Origin of the sequence: Mesorhizobium sanjuanii (assembly GCF_002529485.1) — a bacterium.
Classification (GTDB): Bacteria; Pseudomonadota; Alphaproteobacteria; order Rhizobiales; family Rhizobiaceae; genus Mesorhizobium; species Mesorhizobium sanjuanii.
In genome coordinates, this window is record NZ_NWQG01000098.1 from 29,674 (window position 1) to 45,748 (window position 16,075).

Here is a 16,075-nt window from a genome sequence, read left to right on the forward strand (position 1 = left end):
CCGTTCTATGAAGTAAGATGCTCCGTTATCTCCTCCATAAGCTCGCCCTGATCGTTCCGACCGTGTTCGGCATATCGCTGGCGGCGTTTGCCTTCGTTCGGCTGCTGCCGGGCGATCCGATCCTCGCCCTGGCCGGCGAGCGCGGTGTCAGTCCCGAGCGCTACGCGCAGCTTATCGAGCAATTTGGCTATAACAGGCCCTATGTCATCCAGTATCTCGAATATATCGGCAGGGTCCTGACCGGCGACTTCGGCATATCGATCGCCACCAAGCGGCCGGTGCTCGGCGAGTTCCAGGCGCTGTTTCCGGCAACGCTGGAACTGGCGACGATCGCATTGATCATCGCCGTCCTGCTCGGCATTCCCGCCGGCATCTTCGCAGCGATCAAGCGAGGATCATGGTTCGATCAGGCGACGATGGGCGTGGCGCTGACCGGCTATTCCATGCCGATCTTCTGGTGGGGCCTGCTGCTCATCATCTTCTTTTCCGGCTATCTCGGCTGGACCCCGGTCTCCGGCCGCATCGGCCTGCAGTATTTCTTCAAGCCGACCACGGGTTTCATGCTCATAGACAGCCTGATCTCCGGCAAGAGCGGCGCCTTCCGGTCCGCCGCCAGTCACCTGATCCTGCCGGCCATCGTGCTGGCGACGATTCCGCTCGCCGTCATAGCGCGCCAGACGCGGTCGGCGATGCTGGAGGTGCTGGGTGAGGATTACGTCCGCACCGCGCGCGCCAAGGGCCTGGCGCCGCGCCGCGTCATCGGGCTTCACGCCTTTCGCAACGCGCTGATCCCGGTCGTCACCACCATCGGCCTGCAGGTCGGCACGCTGATGGCCGGCGCCATCCTCACCGAGACGATCTTTTCCTGGCCCGGCATCGGCAAATGGATGATCGATGCGATCGGCAAGCGCGACTATGTCGTCGTCCAGAGCGGCCTGCTGATCATCGCGCTGATCGTCATGGCGGTGAACCTGATCGTCGACGTGCTCTACGCCGTCATCAATCCACGCATCAGGGTGCAGTGAGATGACCGACCAGTCCGCGGCCGAAGCCACTTCTGCATCCGTTCAGCCCGGCGGCCGGCAACGCGCCTTTGCCGAGTTCTGGCACTACTATTCGATGAACACCGGCGCCGTCATCGGCCTTGTCGTCTTCGCCCTGCTCGTGCTGGTGGCGATCTTCGCGCCGCTGGTCGCGCCGCATTCGCCCGACGAACAGTTTCGCGATGCGCTGCTGTCGCCGCCGGCCTGGCAGGAGGGCGGCAAATCGATGTTCCTGCTGGGCACCGATGCGGTCGGCCGCGACATGCTTTCGCGGCTGATCTTCGGCGCGCGCTTCTCGCTGTTCATCGGCCTGGTGGTCGTCGTCTTCTCGCTGACCAGCGGCATCATCCTCGGCGTGCTCGCCGGCTATTTCCGCGGTTGGGTCGATACGCTGATCATGCGCGTCATGGACATCATCCTGGCCTTCCCGTCGCTGCTGCTCGCGCTGGTGCTGGTGGCGATCCTTGGGCCTGGCCTGTTCAACGCCATGCTGGCGATCGCGCTGGTGCTGCAGCCGCATTTTGCCCGGCTCACCCGTGCGGCGGTGATGGCCGAAAAGAACCGCGAATATGTGGTTTCCGCCAAGGTCGCTGGCGCTAGTCACATCAGGCTGATGCTGGTGACGATCCTGCCGAACTGCGTGGCGCCGCTGATCGTCCAGGCGACCCTGTCTTTCTCCAACGCCATCCTCGAGGCCGCGGCGCTCGGCTTCCTTGGCGTTGGCGCTCAGCCGCCGACGCCGGAATGGGGCACCATGCTGGCTTCGGCCCGCGAGTTCATCCTGCGCGCCCCCTGGGTGGTGACCTTCCCCGGCCTTGCCATCCTGATCACGGTGCTGGCCATCAACCTGATCGGCGACGGCTTGCGCGACGCCTTCGACCCCAAGCTGAAGAGGTCGTGAGCACCATGCCTCTTCTCGAGATCAGGAACCTGACCGTCTCCTTCGACACCGCCGCCGGTCCGTTCATGGCCGTGCAAGGCATCGACCTGTCGATCGAACCGCGCGAAGTGCTGGCGATCGTCGGCGAATCCGGCTCCGGCAAGTCGGTGGCGATGCTGGCGGTGATGGGACTGTTGCCGAACACGGCAACGGTGAAGGCCGACCGCATGGCCTTCGACGGCGTCGACCTGCTCGGGCTCAGCCCCTCGCAACGGCGCAGGATCGTCGGCAAGGACATCTCGATGATCTTCCAGGAGCCGATCGCCAGCCTCAACCCGTGCTTCACCGCCGGCTTCCAGATCGAGGAGGTGCTGCGCTTCCACATGGGCATGGATCGCGCCCAGCGCCGGGCCCGCGCCATCGAATTGATGACGCTGGTCGGCATCGCCGATCCGGAGGAACGGCTGAACTCGTTCCCGCACCAGATGTCGGGCGGCCAGTGCCAGCGTGTCATGATCGCCATTGCCATCGCCTGCAATCCGAAGCTGTTGATCGCCGACGAGCCGACGACAGCCCTTGATGTCACCATCCAGAAGCAGATCCTCGACCTGCTGGTCTCCCTGCAGGCCAAGTATGGCATGGGGCTGATCATGATCACCCACAATATGGGCGTGGTGGCCGAGACCGCCGATCGCGTCATCGTCCAGTACAAGGGCCGCAAGATGGAAGAGGCCGACGTGCTTTCGCTCTTCGAATCCCCGAAGAGCAACTACACGCGCGCGCTGCTGTCGGCGCTGCCGGAAAACGCCGTCGGCGACCGGCTTCCGACCGTTTCCGACATGCTGTTCGAGCCGGCCCCCTCTGCCGCGAGATCTGGGTCGCCAACGGGGGCCGCCTCATGAGCGTGACGGTTCTCGAAGGCAAGAACATCGTGCGCGACTATCATGTCGGCGGCGGCCTGTTTCGCCCCAGCCGCACCGTTCATGCGGTCAAGGGGGTCTCCTTCACCGTGCAAAAGGGCAAGACCCTGGCCATCGTCGGCGAAAGCGGCTGCGGCAAGTCCACGCTCGCCCGCATCATCACGCTGATCGATCCGGCGACATCAGGCGAACTCTTCATCGACGGCAACAAGGTCGACATCGCCAAGGACGGGCTGACGAAGGAGATGCGCCGCAAGGTGCAGATCGTCTTCCAGAACCCCTATGGCTCGCTCAACCCGCGCCAGAAGATCGGCGATGTGCTCGGTGAGCCGCTGATCATCAACACCGACAAGCCGGCCGAGGAACGCCGCGACCTCGCCATGAAGATGCTGAAGAAGGTCGGCCTCGGCCCCGAGCACTACAACCGCTACCCGCATATGTTCTCGGGCGGCCAGCGCCAGCGCATCGCCATTGCCCGCGCGCTGATGCTGAACCCCAGCCTGCTGGTGCTGGACGAACCGGTCTCGGCGCTCGATCTTTCGGTGCAGGCGCAGGTGCTCAATCTGCTCGCCGACCTGCAGGACGAGTTCCAGCTGACCTATGTCTTCATCAGCCATGATCTGTCGGTGGTGCGCTACATCGCCGACGACGTGATGGTGATGTATTTCGGCGAGGCGGTCGAATACGGCTCCCGCGACGAGGTTTTTGCCGATCCCAAGCACAACTACACCAGGACGCTGTTCGCGGCGACGCCGCGCGCCGACGTCGCCTCGATCAAGGCCAGGCTGGCGAAGAAGAAGGCGGCCTGACGCCCGCGCCGCGACCGTCAGGCCGGCGCCGGAACGATCAGGACAGCTTGGCGATGATGGCGCGTAGCGCCTCGCCGAAACGGTGGATCTCATCGACCGTGTTGTAGTGCACCAGCGAGGCGCGGATGGCGCCGCTGTCCATCGAGAGGTTAAGGCGCTTCATCAGCCGCGGCGCGTACATGTGGCCGTCTCGGATGCCGATCTGCATCTCGGCCATCTCCTCGACGATGCGTTGCGGCGACAGCTTGCCGATGTTGAAGCAGAAGGTCGGCACGCGTTCGTTGATGCGGGCCTCATCGGCGACGCCGTAGATCGTGGCATCGCAATCCTTGAGCACCTTCAGCATCTCGCGCGCCAGCACCAGCTCGTAGGCGCGGATGGCACCCATGCCGGCGACGATGTTTTCGCGTCGCGAGCGGTTGTTCGAAGGCGCGAGATTGCGGCCGATCAATTCCAAATATTGCACCGCGGCATCCATGCCGGAAACGTTCTCGTAGATGAAGGTGCCGGCCTCGACCTTGTAGGGCGGCTCGTCGGGGATGAAATCCTCGCGGAAGGTCGGCAGCCGCTTCAGCGTTTCGAAGCGGCCCCACAGGAAGCCCATATGCGGCGAGAAATTCTTGTAGCCGGAACAGACGAGGTAGTCGCAGTCCCAAGCCTGCACGTCGATCAGCCCGTGCGGTCCGTAATGGACGCAGTCAAGGAACACTTCCGCACCCGCCCCGTGCGCGATCCTGGCAACCGAAGCGACGTCGACGATCGAGCCGATCGAATGCGCCGTCACCGTGCAGGCGACGAGCCTTGTGCGATCCGAGACCAGCGGCCTGAGGTCGTCGACATGGAGATTGCCGTCCTCGCGCATGCGCCACCACCGGAACTTCGCGCCGGCCTGCTCAAGCGCCAGCCAGGTCGCGATGTTGGCGTCATGGTCCATGTCGGTGATGACGATCTCGTCACGCTCCTGCAGCATCTGGCCGATGCCGAGGCTGACGAGGCGGATGAACGAGGTGGCGTTCATGCCGAAGCAGATTTCCGACGGACTGTAGGCGTTGATCAGCAGCGCCACGCTCTCGCGCGCCTCAATGACCGATTGATCGACCGTGACGCTGCGGCCATAGCGGCCGCCGCGCTGCACATTGTGCGCCACCAGATGGTTTGTCACCGCGTCGAGCACGCTCTGCGGGATCTGCGCACCGGCGGCATTGTCCATGAAGATGAAGTCGCCGGCCTGCAGCAAGGCGGGGAACATGGTGCGGATCGTATCGACCGGGAAGGCTGCGGAGACGGTGCTTGCACTGTGGGTCTGATGCTTGTTCAAGATGGTCTCCTGCGAGATTGACAGATGGGGGAACTGGCGACGTCAGCGGGTCTTTTCGGTTTTGAAGCGGCGTTCCAGCAGGCTGACGAGGCGGACCATCGGCCAGAGGAAGAGGAGATAGACCAGCGCCGCGCCGATCAGCGGCGAGGGGTTGGCATAGAGCGACTGCGCGTTGGTTGCTTCCTTGAGCAGCTCCGGCAGCGCTACGGTCGAGGCTAGCGAGGTGTCCTTGAACATCGAAACGCAGTTGCTGGTCATCGGCGGAATGACCACGCGGACCGCCTGCGGCAGCACGACCTTGCGCAAGGTCAGCAGAAAAGGCAGGCCGAGCGCCTGCGCCGCCTCGAACTGGCCGCGCGGAATGCTCTCTATGCCGGAGCGGAACACCTCGGCCGAATAAGCCGCCATGATGATGGCGAATGCCGTCACCGCCGAGGCCCAGGACGACAGGCGTATGCCGAGGAAAGGCAGCGCGTAGTAGATCAGGATCAGCACGACCAGCACCGGCATCGCCCGGAAAATATCGATATAGCCGACCGCCAGCAGCCGCAGCGGTTTTGGCGCATAGAGCCGCATCAGGCTGATCGCCAGGCCGACGGGGATACCGATGCCGATGCTGAAGAGCCCGAGCAGCAGCGTGTTCAGGAAGCCGCGCAGCAGCGCCGGCAGGCTGGAGATCATGACATCGGCGTTGAAGAAGGTCTCGATCAGCGACATGGGAGCATTCCCGCAAGATTGGCGTCCCGCGACGCTAAAGCATGACTTCGAAACCCCGAACTCGGCCTTCGGAGCGGTTCATGCGTGAAAGAAGGGTCACGGCGTCCGCTGTGCGCGTCCAGGAGCGCAACGCTATTCCGTGAAATCGTGCCGACGTGAAAAAGCCGGCACGATTTCAGCAGTTGCCGTTCAGGCCTTCGGCATAGGCATTTCCTTGACGGTCGAAGAATCGGCGGGTGCGTCGCTGCCGAACCACTTCTTGTGGATCGCGGCCAGCGTGCCGTCCTTCTTCATCGCGGTCAGCGCGTCGTTCAGCTTGCCGAGCAGCGGGTGGTCCTGGGCCATCATCAGCCCGTACTGCTCGCCGGTCTTGATGCGCTCTTTCACAGCGAGATCCTTCATCCTGGTGAAGGAGTATTCCAGGCCTGGAACGTCGCTGACCGCGGCGTCGACGCGGCCGGCGCTGAGATCGAGCAGCAGGTTCTGCTGCGTGTCGTAGCCCTTCACCTCGCTGAACCCGTCGGCCTCCTGGTGCTGCTTGGTCCAGGCTTCGCCGGTCGAGCCGGACAGCACGCCGATGATCTTGCCCTTGAGGTCGGCTTCGGCCTTGATCGGGCTGTCGGCCTTTGCGGCGATGCCCATGTCGGAATCGTAGTAGGGCTGCGTGAACGCCTGCGACTTCAGCCGTTCCGGCGTGATCGTGATCGACGAGATGGCCACGTCGATCCGCTTCGATGTCGTGGCGGCGAACAGCGCCTGAAATCCGAGGTCGGCGATTTCCGTGGTCATGCCGATGCGCTTCGCCGCCTCGTTGACGATATCGACTTCAAAACCTTCGAAAGTGCCGCTTTCATTCTTGTATTCGAAGGGCGGATTGGTCGGATAGGCACCGACATTCAGCACGTCCGCGGCATAGGCGGCGGCTGGGCCGACGGCGATGCCGATGGTGGCAGCGAGAAGAAGCAGGTTGCGACGAGTGAAGCTCATTTTTGTTCCCTCTGGTTTGGCCACTCCCTGTGGCGTTTTCCACTTCCGCCCCTTTTCAGCGCCGTATTTTTCGGACGCTGCAGGCGAGGCGACCTGAAATCAGGATGCGCGGCGTTGCCGCGCGCCGATAACGTCTTGCAGACGCGCAAGCAGGGCATCGACCGCGTCGCCTGATGTGACCATGCCGGGCGACAACCTGAGCGTCGCGCCGCGCGCGTCGCAGTAAAGTCGCTCACTGCGCAGCGTCGACACTGTCTTCGCCGGGTCGACGCCTTGCGGCAAGGTCAACATGACGCTGCCGCCGCGCTTGTCTGGATCGAGCGGCGAGCGAACCGCCCAGCCATTGTCCAGTGCGCAGCCGATAATGCGCCCGGTCATGCTGGCGTTCTGTGCGCGGATAGCGTCGACGCCTGTGTCGGCGACCCATTCGAGGCCGGGCAGCGATGCGACACTGGCCAGGATGGCCGGCGTGCCATGGTCGAACCGGCGTGCATCGTCGGCATAGGCGAAACTGTCGAGATCCCAGGAGAACGGGTTTGGCTGGCTGAACCAGCCGCGAAGCTCGGGCCGGCATGTTGCCAAGAGATCGGGTGTGACCTGCAGGATACCGGCGCCCGAAGTGCCGCACAGCCATTTCAGCGAGGTCGAGACGACGAAATCGACCGGCGTCTTCGCGACCGAGAAGGGCGCCACGCCGATCCCTTGGGTGATATCGACGCCGACGATGGTGCCCATCTCCCGGCCGTGCGCGGCAAGCCGCGCCACGTCGCAGCGGTGCGAGGCCGTCGAGGTGACGAAGGTCAGCAAGGCCAGGCCGACATCGTCCTGCCAGCGGGCGATGAAATCCTCGTCGCGCACCCAGCTCTCGCCGGGACGCAGCGGCACTGTGTCGAGGGTGAAGTCGAAGCGTTCGGCCAGACCAGCGAGCAGGAAGTGCAGGCTCGGGAAACAGTCGGCGGCGATCAGCAGGCGCTTTCCCGTCAGGCGCTCGGACGGCAAGGCGCCGATCAGGCTGTAAAGGGCTGACGTGACATTCTCGGCGTTGGTGAGAGTATTTTGTGGAGCATCGATCAGCGAGTTCCAGGCATCGATGAAGCGCTGCCGCGCGGCAAGCGCCGCCGGCCACTGGCCGTCATCTTCCGCCGCCCAGGTCTCGGAGAATTCCGCCAGGGCAACAGCCATACGCTCCGCCTTGCCGGGAAACGTCCCGATTGAATGGTAGAGAAAATAACCAGACACTGCGCTTTTGCTCCCTGTGATCATGTGATCACAAAATGGAATACGGATCAATCGCTGCCTGAGAAGAAATGCGATTCAATGGGAAAATAGAGGCGCGCCTTTTGCGACCGCGAACGATCGCGGAGCGGCACCTTTCGGCGCCGATTTGTCGTTCGACCGCCCCGGAGCCTCAGGAGGCCTTGCCGAAACCGGCGAACTCGACGGGCTTGGGCTCCGGCACGTCGGGGCAGATCGCGCGCAGCGTCTCATGCGTTGTCTGGATGTCTGCAACCACCTCTTCGCGGGCACGGGCAAAATCGCCATCCTTCAGTGCTGCGATGATCGCTGTGTGCCGCCCGGAGGGCTCCATGGTGCCGGCGCGCATCAACGGCGCGACATGGTTTGACAACAACCGCATATAGGGGCCGAAGCGCAGCCACAGCGTCTCGATCAACTGGAACAGCACGTCGGAGCCGGAGGCACGGTAGATGGTGAAATGGAACTGCTGGTTCTTGGCGATCAGTTCGTAGATGCTGCCATTGCGCCCGATCGCCTGCTGGTCGGCGGTTATCTTCTCCAATGTGGCTATATCGGAAGCGGCCAGGCGTGGCGCCCCCAGTTCGGCCGCCAGCCCCTCGACGGCGACGCGGGCCCGGCAGAGATCGTCGAGCCGCGCCCGGGTGACGACCGGCACGCAGGCCGAGCCGTTCTGCGAGATCTCCAGCGCGTTTTCGGCGGCGAGCCGCCGCAAGGCCTCGCGCACCGGCATGTTCGAGGTGCCGAAGGCTTCCGCCAGCGAAGCAATGGTCAGCACCTGAGCCGGATCGAAACTGCCGACCATCAGCGCATGCCGAAGCTGCTGGTAGACGCCGTCCTGGACGGTCACACGTCCCGATACAGGTTCAAATCCCAGAGCCACGGTTTCGCTTTCCTTGGGTTCCGACAAAAGCTATGTGCAAACGGACTCACCTTCCGAAGCAGTGTGATCATCTGATCACAAAATGTGCAAAGAGCCAAGCTGGCCGCAGCTTCGGCCTTGATTCCGCAGCGCTGGTGATTGGTGAGATCGCTGGTGAAAGCGTCCCTTGCACCCGTTCACGGGGAGAGGATGCCGGCAGGCAGGTGAGGGGCGGCGCCTATTTCGACAATTGGCTACCTCAAGAGGTCGATCATTACTCCGGAATCACTGCCGTCGCCTGGATCTCCACCTTGGCGCGATCCTCGACCAGTGCCACCACCTGCATGGCGGCCATGGCCGGAAAATGCCGGCCGATGACGGCGCGATAAGCTTCGCCGATACCTCTAAGGTTCGCCAGATATTCCGCCTTGTCGGTAAAATACCAGGTCATCGAAGTGATATGCTCAGGCTTGCCGCCAGCCTCGGCAAGCACGGCGACGATGTTGGCGAGCGTCTGCCGCACCTGGCCTACGAAATCATCGGTCTCGAACCGGCATTGTTCGTTCCAGCCGACCTGACCGCCGACGAACACGAGCTGGCCACGCGCGGCGACGCCGTTGGCGTAACCGATGGGCTTGGCCCAGCCTTCCGGCTGCAGGATGGTGTGCATGTCTGGCCTCCCGATATTCAATCTGCTTCTCAAATGTCAGGTTTGAAAAATAGCCCGGTCTGTAAATCCGCTGAGCAGCCCTCAAGCCGCTCCCATCACTTGTCTGGCGATCACCACCTTCTGCACATCCGACGCGCCCTCATAGATGCGCAACGCCCGGATCTCGCGATAGAGGCTCTCGACGATGTGGCCCTTGCGCACGCCGTCGCCGCCATGCAGTTGCACGGCCTTGTCGATGACGCTCTGGGCGTGGTCGGTTGCAAAAAGTTTCGCCATGGCCGCCTCCCGTGTCACCCGCGCGGCGCCCATGTCCTTGGTCCAGGCGGCGCGGTAGACCAGCAGCGCTGCGGCATCGACGTCGAGCGCCATGTCGGCGATATGGCCCTGCACCATCTGCAGCTCGGCCATCGCAGCGCCAAACAATTTGCGCTCGGCCACTCTCTTGATGCTTTCATCCAGTGCGCGCCGTGCAAAGCCGAGCGCTGCCGCGCCGACGGTCGAGCGGAACACGTCGAGCACCGACATGGCGATGCGGAAACCGTCGCCGGGCTTGCCGATCAGTGCCGAGACCGGAACGCGCACATCATCGAAGGACAGGCGGGCAAGCGGATGCGGCGCGATCACCTCCAGCCGTTCAGTGACGGTCAGCCCCTTCGTCTCCGCTGGGACAATGAAGGCCGAGAGACCCCTGGCGCCCGGCGCTTCGCCGGTACGGGCAAAGACGATGTAGAGGTCGGCAATGCCGCCATTGGAGATCCAGGTCTTCTCGCCCGACAGCACATAGTCGTCTCCGTCGCGCGTGGCCGTCATCTCCATATTGGCGACATCAGACCCCGATCGCGGCTCCGATAGCGCGAAGGCCGAAATCGCCTCGCCCGCGCGGGTCTTTGCCAGCCAGCGCTGCTGGTCAGGCGTGCCGAACAGGCTGAGCGCACCGGTGCCGAGCCCCTGCATGGCGAAGGCGAAATCGGCCAGCCCGTCATGCCGGGCCAGCGTCTCACGCGTGATACACAGCGCACGCACGTCGAGTGGTCCCGGATTGTCGGTGTCGATTGCCGTCGGCTTCAGCCAGCCGTCCTTGCCGAGCTTCGCCACCAGTTCGCGGCAGGCGGCATCAACGTCGTGATGATCGACCGGCAGGTTCTTCGCGCACCATGCCTCCAGCTTTTCGGAAAGCGCGCGATGACGATCGTCGAAGAAGGGCCAGAAAAGGAAGGAACGGTCAGGCATTTGTGCACCCGCTGTTCTTCAGCCCTTGCGCTCTACGGCGCCCCCCTCTGTCCTGCCGGACATCTCCCCCTCCAGGGGGGAGATTGGCAGCTCCGCCTGCGGTGCTCGTCTTGCGACGTTGGTGATTAGCGAAGGCCGAGAGGAAGGGTGATCTCCCCCCTAGAGGGGGAGATGTCCGGCAGGACAGAGGGGCGCGCTGTCCCGTCAACGTCTCCGTAAAAAGGGCCATCCTCAATTCCCCTCGAACACTGGTTTTCCCTTGGCCACAAACGCTTCGTACGCCCGCTCGAAATCGGCGGTCTGCATGCAGATCGCCTGCGCCTGCGCCTCCGCCTCGATTGCCTGGTCGAGCCCCATCGACCATTCCTGGTTCAACTGCGTCTTGGTGATGCCGTGGGCGAAGGTCGGCCCGGAGACGATGCGCGCCGCCATGTCGAGCGCGTCGGCTTCGAGCGCCGCGGCGTCGACCAGCCGGTTGTAGAAACCCCAGCGCTCGCCTTCGGCGGCACTCATGGTGCGGCCGGTGTAAAGCAGTTCGGCGGCGCGGCCCTGGCCGATGATACGTGGCAGGATGGCGCACGCACCCATGTCGCAGCCGGCAAGGCCGACGCGAGTGAACAGGAAGGCGGTCTTCGCCTCGGGCGTGGCGATGCGGATGTCCGACGCCATGGCGATGATGGCGCCGGCGCCCACCGCCACGCCGTCGACCGCCGCAATGATCGGCTTGCCGCAATTGAGCATCGCCTTGACGAAATCGCCGGTCATGCGGGTGAAGGCGAGCAATGCCTTCATGTCCATCTTGACCAGCGGACCGATGATGTCGTGCACATCGCCGCCGGAGCAGAAATTGCCGCCATTGGGCAGGAACACCACCGCGTCGACATCCTCGGCATAGACGAGGTCGCGAAATGTATCGCGCAACTCGGCGTAGCTGTCGAAGGTCAGCGGGTTCTTGCGCTCCGGCCGGTCGAGTCGGATCCTTGCGACCTTGCCTTCGACCTGCCAAAGGAAATGCTTCGGCTTGCGGTTTGCCATCCTTGTCATTCCCGTCCCTCCCAATTGCTGCGGAAGGAATTCAGCATGCCGGTCAGCCGGCGCGCCTCTTCCTCGCTCACAGTGCCCAGCAGCTCGCCGACCCAGCCTTCATGCGCGGCGGCGATTACGGCGAAGGCTTTCGAGCCTTCCTCGGTCAGCCGCACCATCGAAGTGCGACGGTCGCCGTTGCGCCGGGCGCGGGCGACCAATCCTTCCGAGACCAGCCGGTCGACGATGCCCGTCACATTGCCGTTGGAGACCAGAAGGAAACGCGACAGGTCGCTCATCAGCATGCCTTCAGGCGACCTGTAGAGCGCCGCCATCACATCGAAGCGCGGCAGCGTCGTGTTGAATTCCTTCTTCAACCGCTCGCGCAGTTCCGCCTCGATCGTGCGCGAGGCGCGCAGCAGCCGTATCCACAGGCGCAGCCGATCCTTGCCGGGTCCGGAGCGCGCGGGCAGGGGGCCGGCTACCATGTCTCGCCTCCCGAAACAGAGATCGCCTGGCCGGTGATCGACCCGGCCGCATCGCCGCACAGCCACAACACCGCGGCGGCGACCTCCTCTGGCTGGATGAAACGTCCCTGCGGGTTTGTCGAGGCAAGGCTCCTCCGCGCTTCCTCGACTGAGCGGCCGGTCTTTTCGACGATGCGCTGGATGGATTCCTCCAGCATCTCGGTTTCGACGAAGCCCGGGCAGACGGCATTGACTGTCACACCGGATTTCGCGTTCTCGGCGGCCAGCGCTCGCATCAGCCCGACGACGCCATGCTTGGCCGCGACGTAAGCCGTGACATACGGATAGCCCTTCAGCCCGGCCGTCGAAGCGACGAAGACGATCCGGCCCGCCTTTCGCGCCGCCATGCCGGCCAGCGCCGGCTTCACCGTCAGGAACGCCCCGGTGAGGTTGACGTCGAGCGTGCGCTGCCAGTCCGCCAGGGAAGTCCTATGCGCCGGGGCGCTGCCGGACATGCCGGCATTGGCGACAACAATGTCGAAAGGTCCGCGCGCCGCTTCCGCGTTGCTGTAGAGCGACGCCATCGAGGCCTCATCGGTGACGTCGGCGGCAATGCCGAAGATGCGGTCGCTTTCCCCCGCGACCTCGGCAAGCACCGCCTCGCGCCGGCCGCAGATGGTGACAGTGATGCCGGCCCTTGCCAATGCCAATGCGATGGCCCGGCCGACGCCGGAGCCGCCACCGGTGACCAGCGCGTGCGTGCCCGTGATTGCTCCGGCCGCGCTCATACCTTCAGCCCCGCTGCCGCATCGCGTTCGGCCAGACGATAAATCTGGTCGCGGCCGGGCAGATAGGGATCCGGCCATTTGACGCCGCGATCGCCAAGCGTCACCGCCGCATGCAGCGTCCAATAGGGATCTGTGAGATGCGGTCGTGCCAAGGCCACCAGATCGGCGCGGCCGGCCATCAGGATCGAATTGACATGGTCCGGCTCATAGATGTTGCCGACCGCCATCGTCGCCATGCCGACCTCGTTGCGAATGCGGTCGGAAAACGGCGTCTGGAACATGCGGCCATAGACCGGCTTGGCGTTGGCCGAGGTCTGGCCGGCCGACACGTCGCAGATGTCGACACCGGCCTCGTGCAACATGCGCGCGATCTCGACTGCATCGGCCGGCATCACCCCTTCAATGCCGACCCAGTCGTTGGCTGAGATGCGCATGGAAACAGGCTTTTCCGCTGGCCAGACAGTGCGCACGGCACGGAAAATTTCCAGCGGATAGCGCATGCGGTTTTCCAGCGAACCGCCATAAGCGTCGGTGCGCCGGTTGGTCAGAGGCGTGATGAAGGAGGAGAGCAGATAGCCATGCGCGGCATGGATCTCCAGCATGTCGAAGCCGCAACGATCGGCCATCTCGGCCGAGGCCACGAACTGGTCGCGCACCAGATCCATGTCGGCGCGGTCCATTGCCTTCGGCACCTGGTTCTGTGGCGACCACGCGACCGCCGACGCGGCCATAACGGGCCAGTTGTCGGATGGCAGCGGCACATCGGTTCCTTGCCAGCCGAGCCGGGTCGAGCCCTTGGCGCCGGAATGGCCGATCTGGGCGCAGATTTTGGCTTCCGTCTCGGCATGGACGAAGTCGACCAGCCGCTTCCAGGCCACCTCGTGCTCGGGCGCGTAGAAACCGGGACAGCCGGGTGTGATGCGGCCTTCCGGGCTGACGCAAGTCATCTCGATATAGAGAAGGCCGGCGCCGCCCTTGGCGCGTTCGGCATAGTGGGCGAAATGCCAGTCGGTCGGACAGCCGTCGACGGCCTTGTACTGCGCCATCGGCGAGACGACGATGCGGTTGTTGAGCGCCATGTCGCGCAGCTTGAACGGCGCGAACATCGGCGCCCGGCGCAAGCTGTTGCCGCCGGCGCCGGCCTGGCGCTGGAACCATTCCTCGGCGCCGGCCAACCACTCAGCGTCGCGCAGTCTGAGATTCTCGTGGCTGATGCGCTGCGAGCGCGTCAGCAGCGAATAGTTGAACTGCACCGGATCAAGGCCGAGATAGCGCTCGACCTCCTCGAACCATTCGAGCGAATTGCGTGCCGCCGATTGCAGCTTCAGCACCTCGGTGCGCCGCGCATCCTCATATTTGCGGAACGCCGCCTCGAGGTCGGGCTCGGATTTGACATAGTCGGCCAGCGCCACCGCGCTTTCCAGCGCCAGCTTGGTGCCTGAACCGATCGAGAAATGCGCCGATGCCGCCGCGTCACCCATCAGCGCCAGATTTTTGTACGACCAGCGCTCGCACAACACCCGCGGAAAATTGATCCAGGCCGACCCCCTGATGTGATTGGCATTGGTCATCAGCGCATGACCGCCGAGATGCTTGGCGAAGATCCGTTCGCAGACGGCGATCGATTCCTGTTGCGTCATCGCGCCGAAGCCGAAGCTGTCCCACGTCTGCTCACTGCATTCGACGATGAAGGTCGCTGTCTCACTGTCGAACTGGTAGGCGTGCGCCCACACCCAGCCATGCTCCGTCTTCTCGAAGATGAAGGTGAAGGCGTCGTCGAATTTCTGGTGGGTGCCGAGCCAGACGAACTTGCATTTGCGGTTGTCGATGTCGGGCTTGAAGATGTCGACGAAGGTCGCGCGTGACCTGGAGTTCAGCCCATCCGCCGCAACCACCAGATCGTGGCTCTCCATATAGGGTCGGGGGTCGGCGATATCGGTCTCGAAGACGAGCTTGACGCCGAGTTCGCGCGCCCGACGCTGCAACAGGATAAGCAACCGCTTGCGGCCGATGCCGCAGAAGCCGTGCCCGGTCGAGACCGTGCGCACGCCGTCATGGATGACAGCAATGTCGTCCCAATAGGCGAAGTGTTTTTTGATCCAGACGGCACTGACCGGATCGTTCCTGGTCAGATTGTCGAGCGTCTCGGCCGACAGCACCACGCCCCAGCCGAATGTGTCGTCGGCGTGGTTGCGCTCGAACACCGTCACCTCGTGAGTGGCATCCCTGAGCTTCATCGAAATGGCAAAGTAGAGCCCGGCCGGTCCGCCGCCGAGAACCGCAACTTTCATGCCTGCGATCTCCTCTTCGCCTAGGGCCACCGGCAAGGCCGATGATCCCGACTTTCAGTATCGTGCCGTCGGAATTATTTCAAGCTTAAAGTTTCATATCGAAACGATTCTGGCGCGTATCTGGAGGGTGCTTGCGGCTGGCCCCAAGCACCCTCCCGGATTACTTTTCCGGGCTCTTGGGGCTCCACAGCACCGTCTCGGCGCCCTTCTCGTAGGCCATGCCGTCCGGGTAGCTGATCGCTTCCAGTTGCAGTCCCCAGGGCGCCTGGAAATAGAGGATGGTCTGCCCGGCGGCGGGCCCCTCCTTGACTGGCAGGGGCCCCATCCGTGTCTTCACGCCCTTGGCGTCGAGATATGCCTTGGCCGCAGCGACGTCATCGACATAGAAGGCGATGTGATAGCCACCGATATCGCTGTTCTTCGGTGTCGCGTCCTTCTGGTCCGGCGCGGTGTATTTGAACAGTTCGATGTTCGATCCGTAACCGCAGCGCACCAGGGTGATCTCCTCGATCACCGCCTTGGGGTCGACGCCAAGCAGATCCTGCATGAACGTGCCCTTGTCGTCGGCGAACGGGCCGAAGGACATCGCCTTTTTGCAACCCACCACTTCGGTGAAGAAGTCGACGGCCTGCTTCATGTCGGGCACGGTGATGCCGGTGTGGTCGTGGCCGCGCATGCCGGGTATCGTATCAGCCGAGGCCGCACTCATTGAGCCAAGCAAGGCGGCCACAAGCATCGTGTTTCTGATCGCGTATTTCATTCCAGTCACCCTCCGTTTCGCGGGCTGTCTTGTCGGCGCACGTCCGGGGCCCGCTT

General features: G+C 63.7%; 16 protein-coding genes. 4 read left to right on the plus strand and 12 right to left on the minus strand.

Features of this window, described 5'->3' with window-relative positions; all coding sequences use genetic code 11:
- The first annotated feature begins 17 nt into the window (after positions 1-17).
- The 4 genes from CN311_RS16265 to CN311_RS16280 are packed head-to-tail and all read left to right on the plus strand — an operon-like array spanning position 18 to position 3,652.
- A complete protein-coding gene (locus CN311_RS16265; protein WP_008872358.1) occupies positions 18-1,025 on the plus strand; it encodes an ABC transporter permease subunit in 1,008 nt (335 codons plus the stop codon).
- 1 nt (position 1,026) lies between these two features.
- The gene (locus tag CN311_RS16270) at positions 1,027-1,944 is read left to right on the plus strand and encodes an ABC transporter permease subunit (RefSeq protein ID WP_097574787.1); all 918 of its coding nucleotides are present in this window, start codon (positions 1,027-1,029) and stop codon (positions 1,942-1,944) included.
- A gap of 5 nt (positions 1,945-1,949) precedes the next feature.
- On the plus strand, positions 1,950-2,825 hold the full coding sequence (locus CN311_RS16275; RefSeq protein ID WP_097574788.1) for an ABC transporter ATP-binding protein: 876 nt from the start codon (positions 1,950-1,952) through the stop codon (positions 2,823-2,825).
- A complete protein-coding gene (locus tag CN311_RS16280; RefSeq protein WP_097574789.1) occupies positions 2,822-3,652 on the plus strand; it encodes a dipeptide ABC transporter ATP-binding protein in 831 nt (276 codons plus the stop codon). Before CN311_RS16275 ends, CN311_RS16280 begins: the two co-directional genes overlap by 4 nt.
- 37 nt (positions 3,653-3,689) lie before the next feature.
- Here the strand turns inward: CN311_RS16280 and CN311_RS16285 are convergent, their stop codons facing one another.
- The 12 genes from CN311_RS16285 to CN311_RS16345 all read right to left on the minus strand — a co-directional run bounded on the left by CN311_RS16285 (position 3,690) and on the right by CN311_RS16345 (position 16,019).
- Positions 3,690-4,970, minus strand: a complete 1,281-nt coding sequence (locus tag CN311_RS16285; RefSeq protein ID WP_097574790.1) for a cysteine desulfurase-like protein — start codon at positions 4,968-4,970, stop codon at positions 3,690-3,692.
- 42 nt (positions 4,971-5,012) lie between these two features.
- Entirely contained in the window at positions 5,013-5,687 is a 675-nt protein-coding gene (locus CN311_RS16290; protein ID WP_097574791.1) for an amino acid ABC transporter permease, read from the minus strand.
- A gap of 189 nt (positions 5,688-5,876) precedes the next feature.
- Positions 5,877-6,674, minus strand: coding sequence for an ABC transporter substrate-binding protein (locus tag CN311_RS16295; RefSeq protein ID WP_097574792.1), 798 nt, complete (start codon positions 6,672-6,674; stop codon positions 5,877-5,879).
- 99 nt (positions 6,675-6,773) lie between these two features.
- Entirely contained in the window at positions 6,774-7,913 is a 1,140-nt protein-coding gene (locus CN311_RS16300) for an aminotransferase class V-fold PLP-dependent enzyme (RefSeq protein ID WP_097574816.1), read from the minus strand.
- A 169-nt stretch (positions 7,914-8,082) separates the two neighbouring features.
- The gene (locus CN311_RS16305; protein ID WP_097574817.1) at positions 8,083-8,811 is read right to left on the minus strand and encodes a GntR family transcriptional regulator; all 729 of its coding nucleotides are present in this window, start codon (positions 8,809-8,811) and stop codon (positions 8,083-8,085) included.
- Between the two features lie 253 nt (positions 8,812-9,064).
- Complete coding sequence (locus CN311_RS16310; protein ID WP_097574793.1) at positions 9,065-9,460, minus strand: RidA family protein; 396 nt, start codon at positions 9,458-9,460, stop codon at positions 9,065-9,067.
- An 81-nt stretch (positions 9,461-9,541) separates the two neighbouring features.
- On the minus strand, positions 9,542-10,690 hold the full coding sequence (locus CN311_RS16315; RefSeq protein ID WP_097574794.1) for an acyl-CoA dehydrogenase family protein: 1,149 nt from the start codon (positions 10,688-10,690) through the stop codon (positions 9,542-9,544).
- A 231-nt stretch (positions 10,691-10,921) separates the two neighbouring features.
- A complete protein-coding gene (locus tag CN311_RS16325; protein WP_097574795.1) occupies positions 10,922-11,734 on the minus strand; it encodes an enoyl-CoA hydratase family protein in 813 nt (270 codons plus the stop codon).
- Positions 11,731-12,201, minus strand: coding sequence for a MarR family winged helix-turn-helix transcriptional regulator (locus CN311_RS16330; RefSeq protein ID WP_097574796.1), 471 nt, complete (start codon positions 12,199-12,201; stop codon positions 11,731-11,733). Before CN311_RS16330 ends, CN311_RS16325 begins: the two co-directional genes overlap by 4 nt.
- A complete protein-coding gene (locus CN311_RS16335) occupies positions 12,195-12,968 on the minus strand; it encodes an SDR family NAD(P)-dependent oxidoreductase (RefSeq protein WP_097574797.1) in 774 nt (257 codons plus the stop codon). The genes CN311_RS16330 and CN311_RS16335 overlap by 7 nt, the downstream gene beginning before the upstream one ends.
- Positions 12,965-15,259, minus strand: a complete 2,295-nt coding sequence (locus tag CN311_RS16340) for a bifunctional salicylyl-CoA 5-hydroxylase/oxidoreductase (protein WP_097574798.1) — start codon at positions 15,257-15,259, stop codon at positions 12,965-12,967. The genes CN311_RS16335 and CN311_RS16340 overlap by 4 nt, the downstream gene beginning before the upstream one ends.
- A gap of 160 nt (positions 15,260-15,419) precedes the next feature.
- Entirely contained in the window at positions 15,420-16,019 is a 600-nt protein-coding gene (locus tag CN311_RS16345) for a VOC family protein (RefSeq protein WP_097574799.1), read from the minus strand.
- Positions 16,020-16,075 lie beyond the last annotated feature (56 nt).

Coding starts and splice junctions, on each gene's coding strand:
- CN311_RS16265 (WP_008872358.1), top strand. CDS start 18: ATGCTCCGTTATCTCCTCCATAAGCTCGCCCTGATCGTTCCGACCGTG.
- CN311_RS16270 (WP_097574787.1), top strand. CDS start 1,027: ATGACCGACCAGTCCGCGGCCGAAGCCACTTCTGCATCCGTTCAGCCC.
- CN311_RS16275 (WP_097574788.1), top strand. CDS start 1,950: ATGCCTCTTCTCGAGATCAGGAACCTGACCGTCTCCTTCGACACCGCC.
- CN311_RS16280 (WP_097574789.1), top strand. CDS start 2,822: ATGAGCGTGACGGTTCTCGAAGGCAAGAACATCGTGCGCGACTATCAT.
- CN311_RS16290 (WP_097574791.1), bottom strand. CDS start 5,687: ATGTCGCTGATCGAGACCTTCTTCAACGCCGATGTCATGATCTCCAGC.
- CN311_RS16295 (WP_097574792.1), bottom strand. CDS start 6,674: ATGAGCTTCACTCGTCGCAACCTGCTTCTTCTCGCTGCCACCATCGGC.
- CN311_RS16310 (WP_097574793.1), bottom strand. CDS start 9,460: ATGCACACCATCCTGCAGCCGGAAGGCTGGGCCAAGCCCATCGGTTAC.
- CN311_RS16315 (WP_097574794.1), bottom strand. CDS start 10,690: ATGCCTGACCGTTCCTTCCTTTTCTGGCCCTTCTTCGACGATCGTCAT.
- CN311_RS16325 (WP_097574795.1), bottom strand. CDS start 11,734: ATGACAAGGATGGCAAACCGCAAGCCGAAGCATTTCCTTTGGCAGGTC.
- CN311_RS16330 (WP_097574796.1), bottom strand. CDS start 12,201: ATGGTAGCCGGCCCCCTGCCCGCGCGCTCCGGACCCGGCAAGGATCGG.
- CN311_RS16335 (WP_097574797.1), bottom strand. CDS start 12,968: ATGAGCGCGGCCGGAGCAATCACGGGCACGCACGCGCTGGTCACCGGT.
- CN311_RS16340 (WP_097574798.1), bottom strand. CDS start 15,259: ATGAAAGTTGCGGTTCTCGGCGGCGGACCGGCCGGGCTCTACTTTGCC.
- CN311_RS16345 (WP_097574799.1), bottom strand. CDS start 16,019: ATGAAATACGCGATCAGAAACACGATGCTTGTGGCCGCCTTGCTTGGC.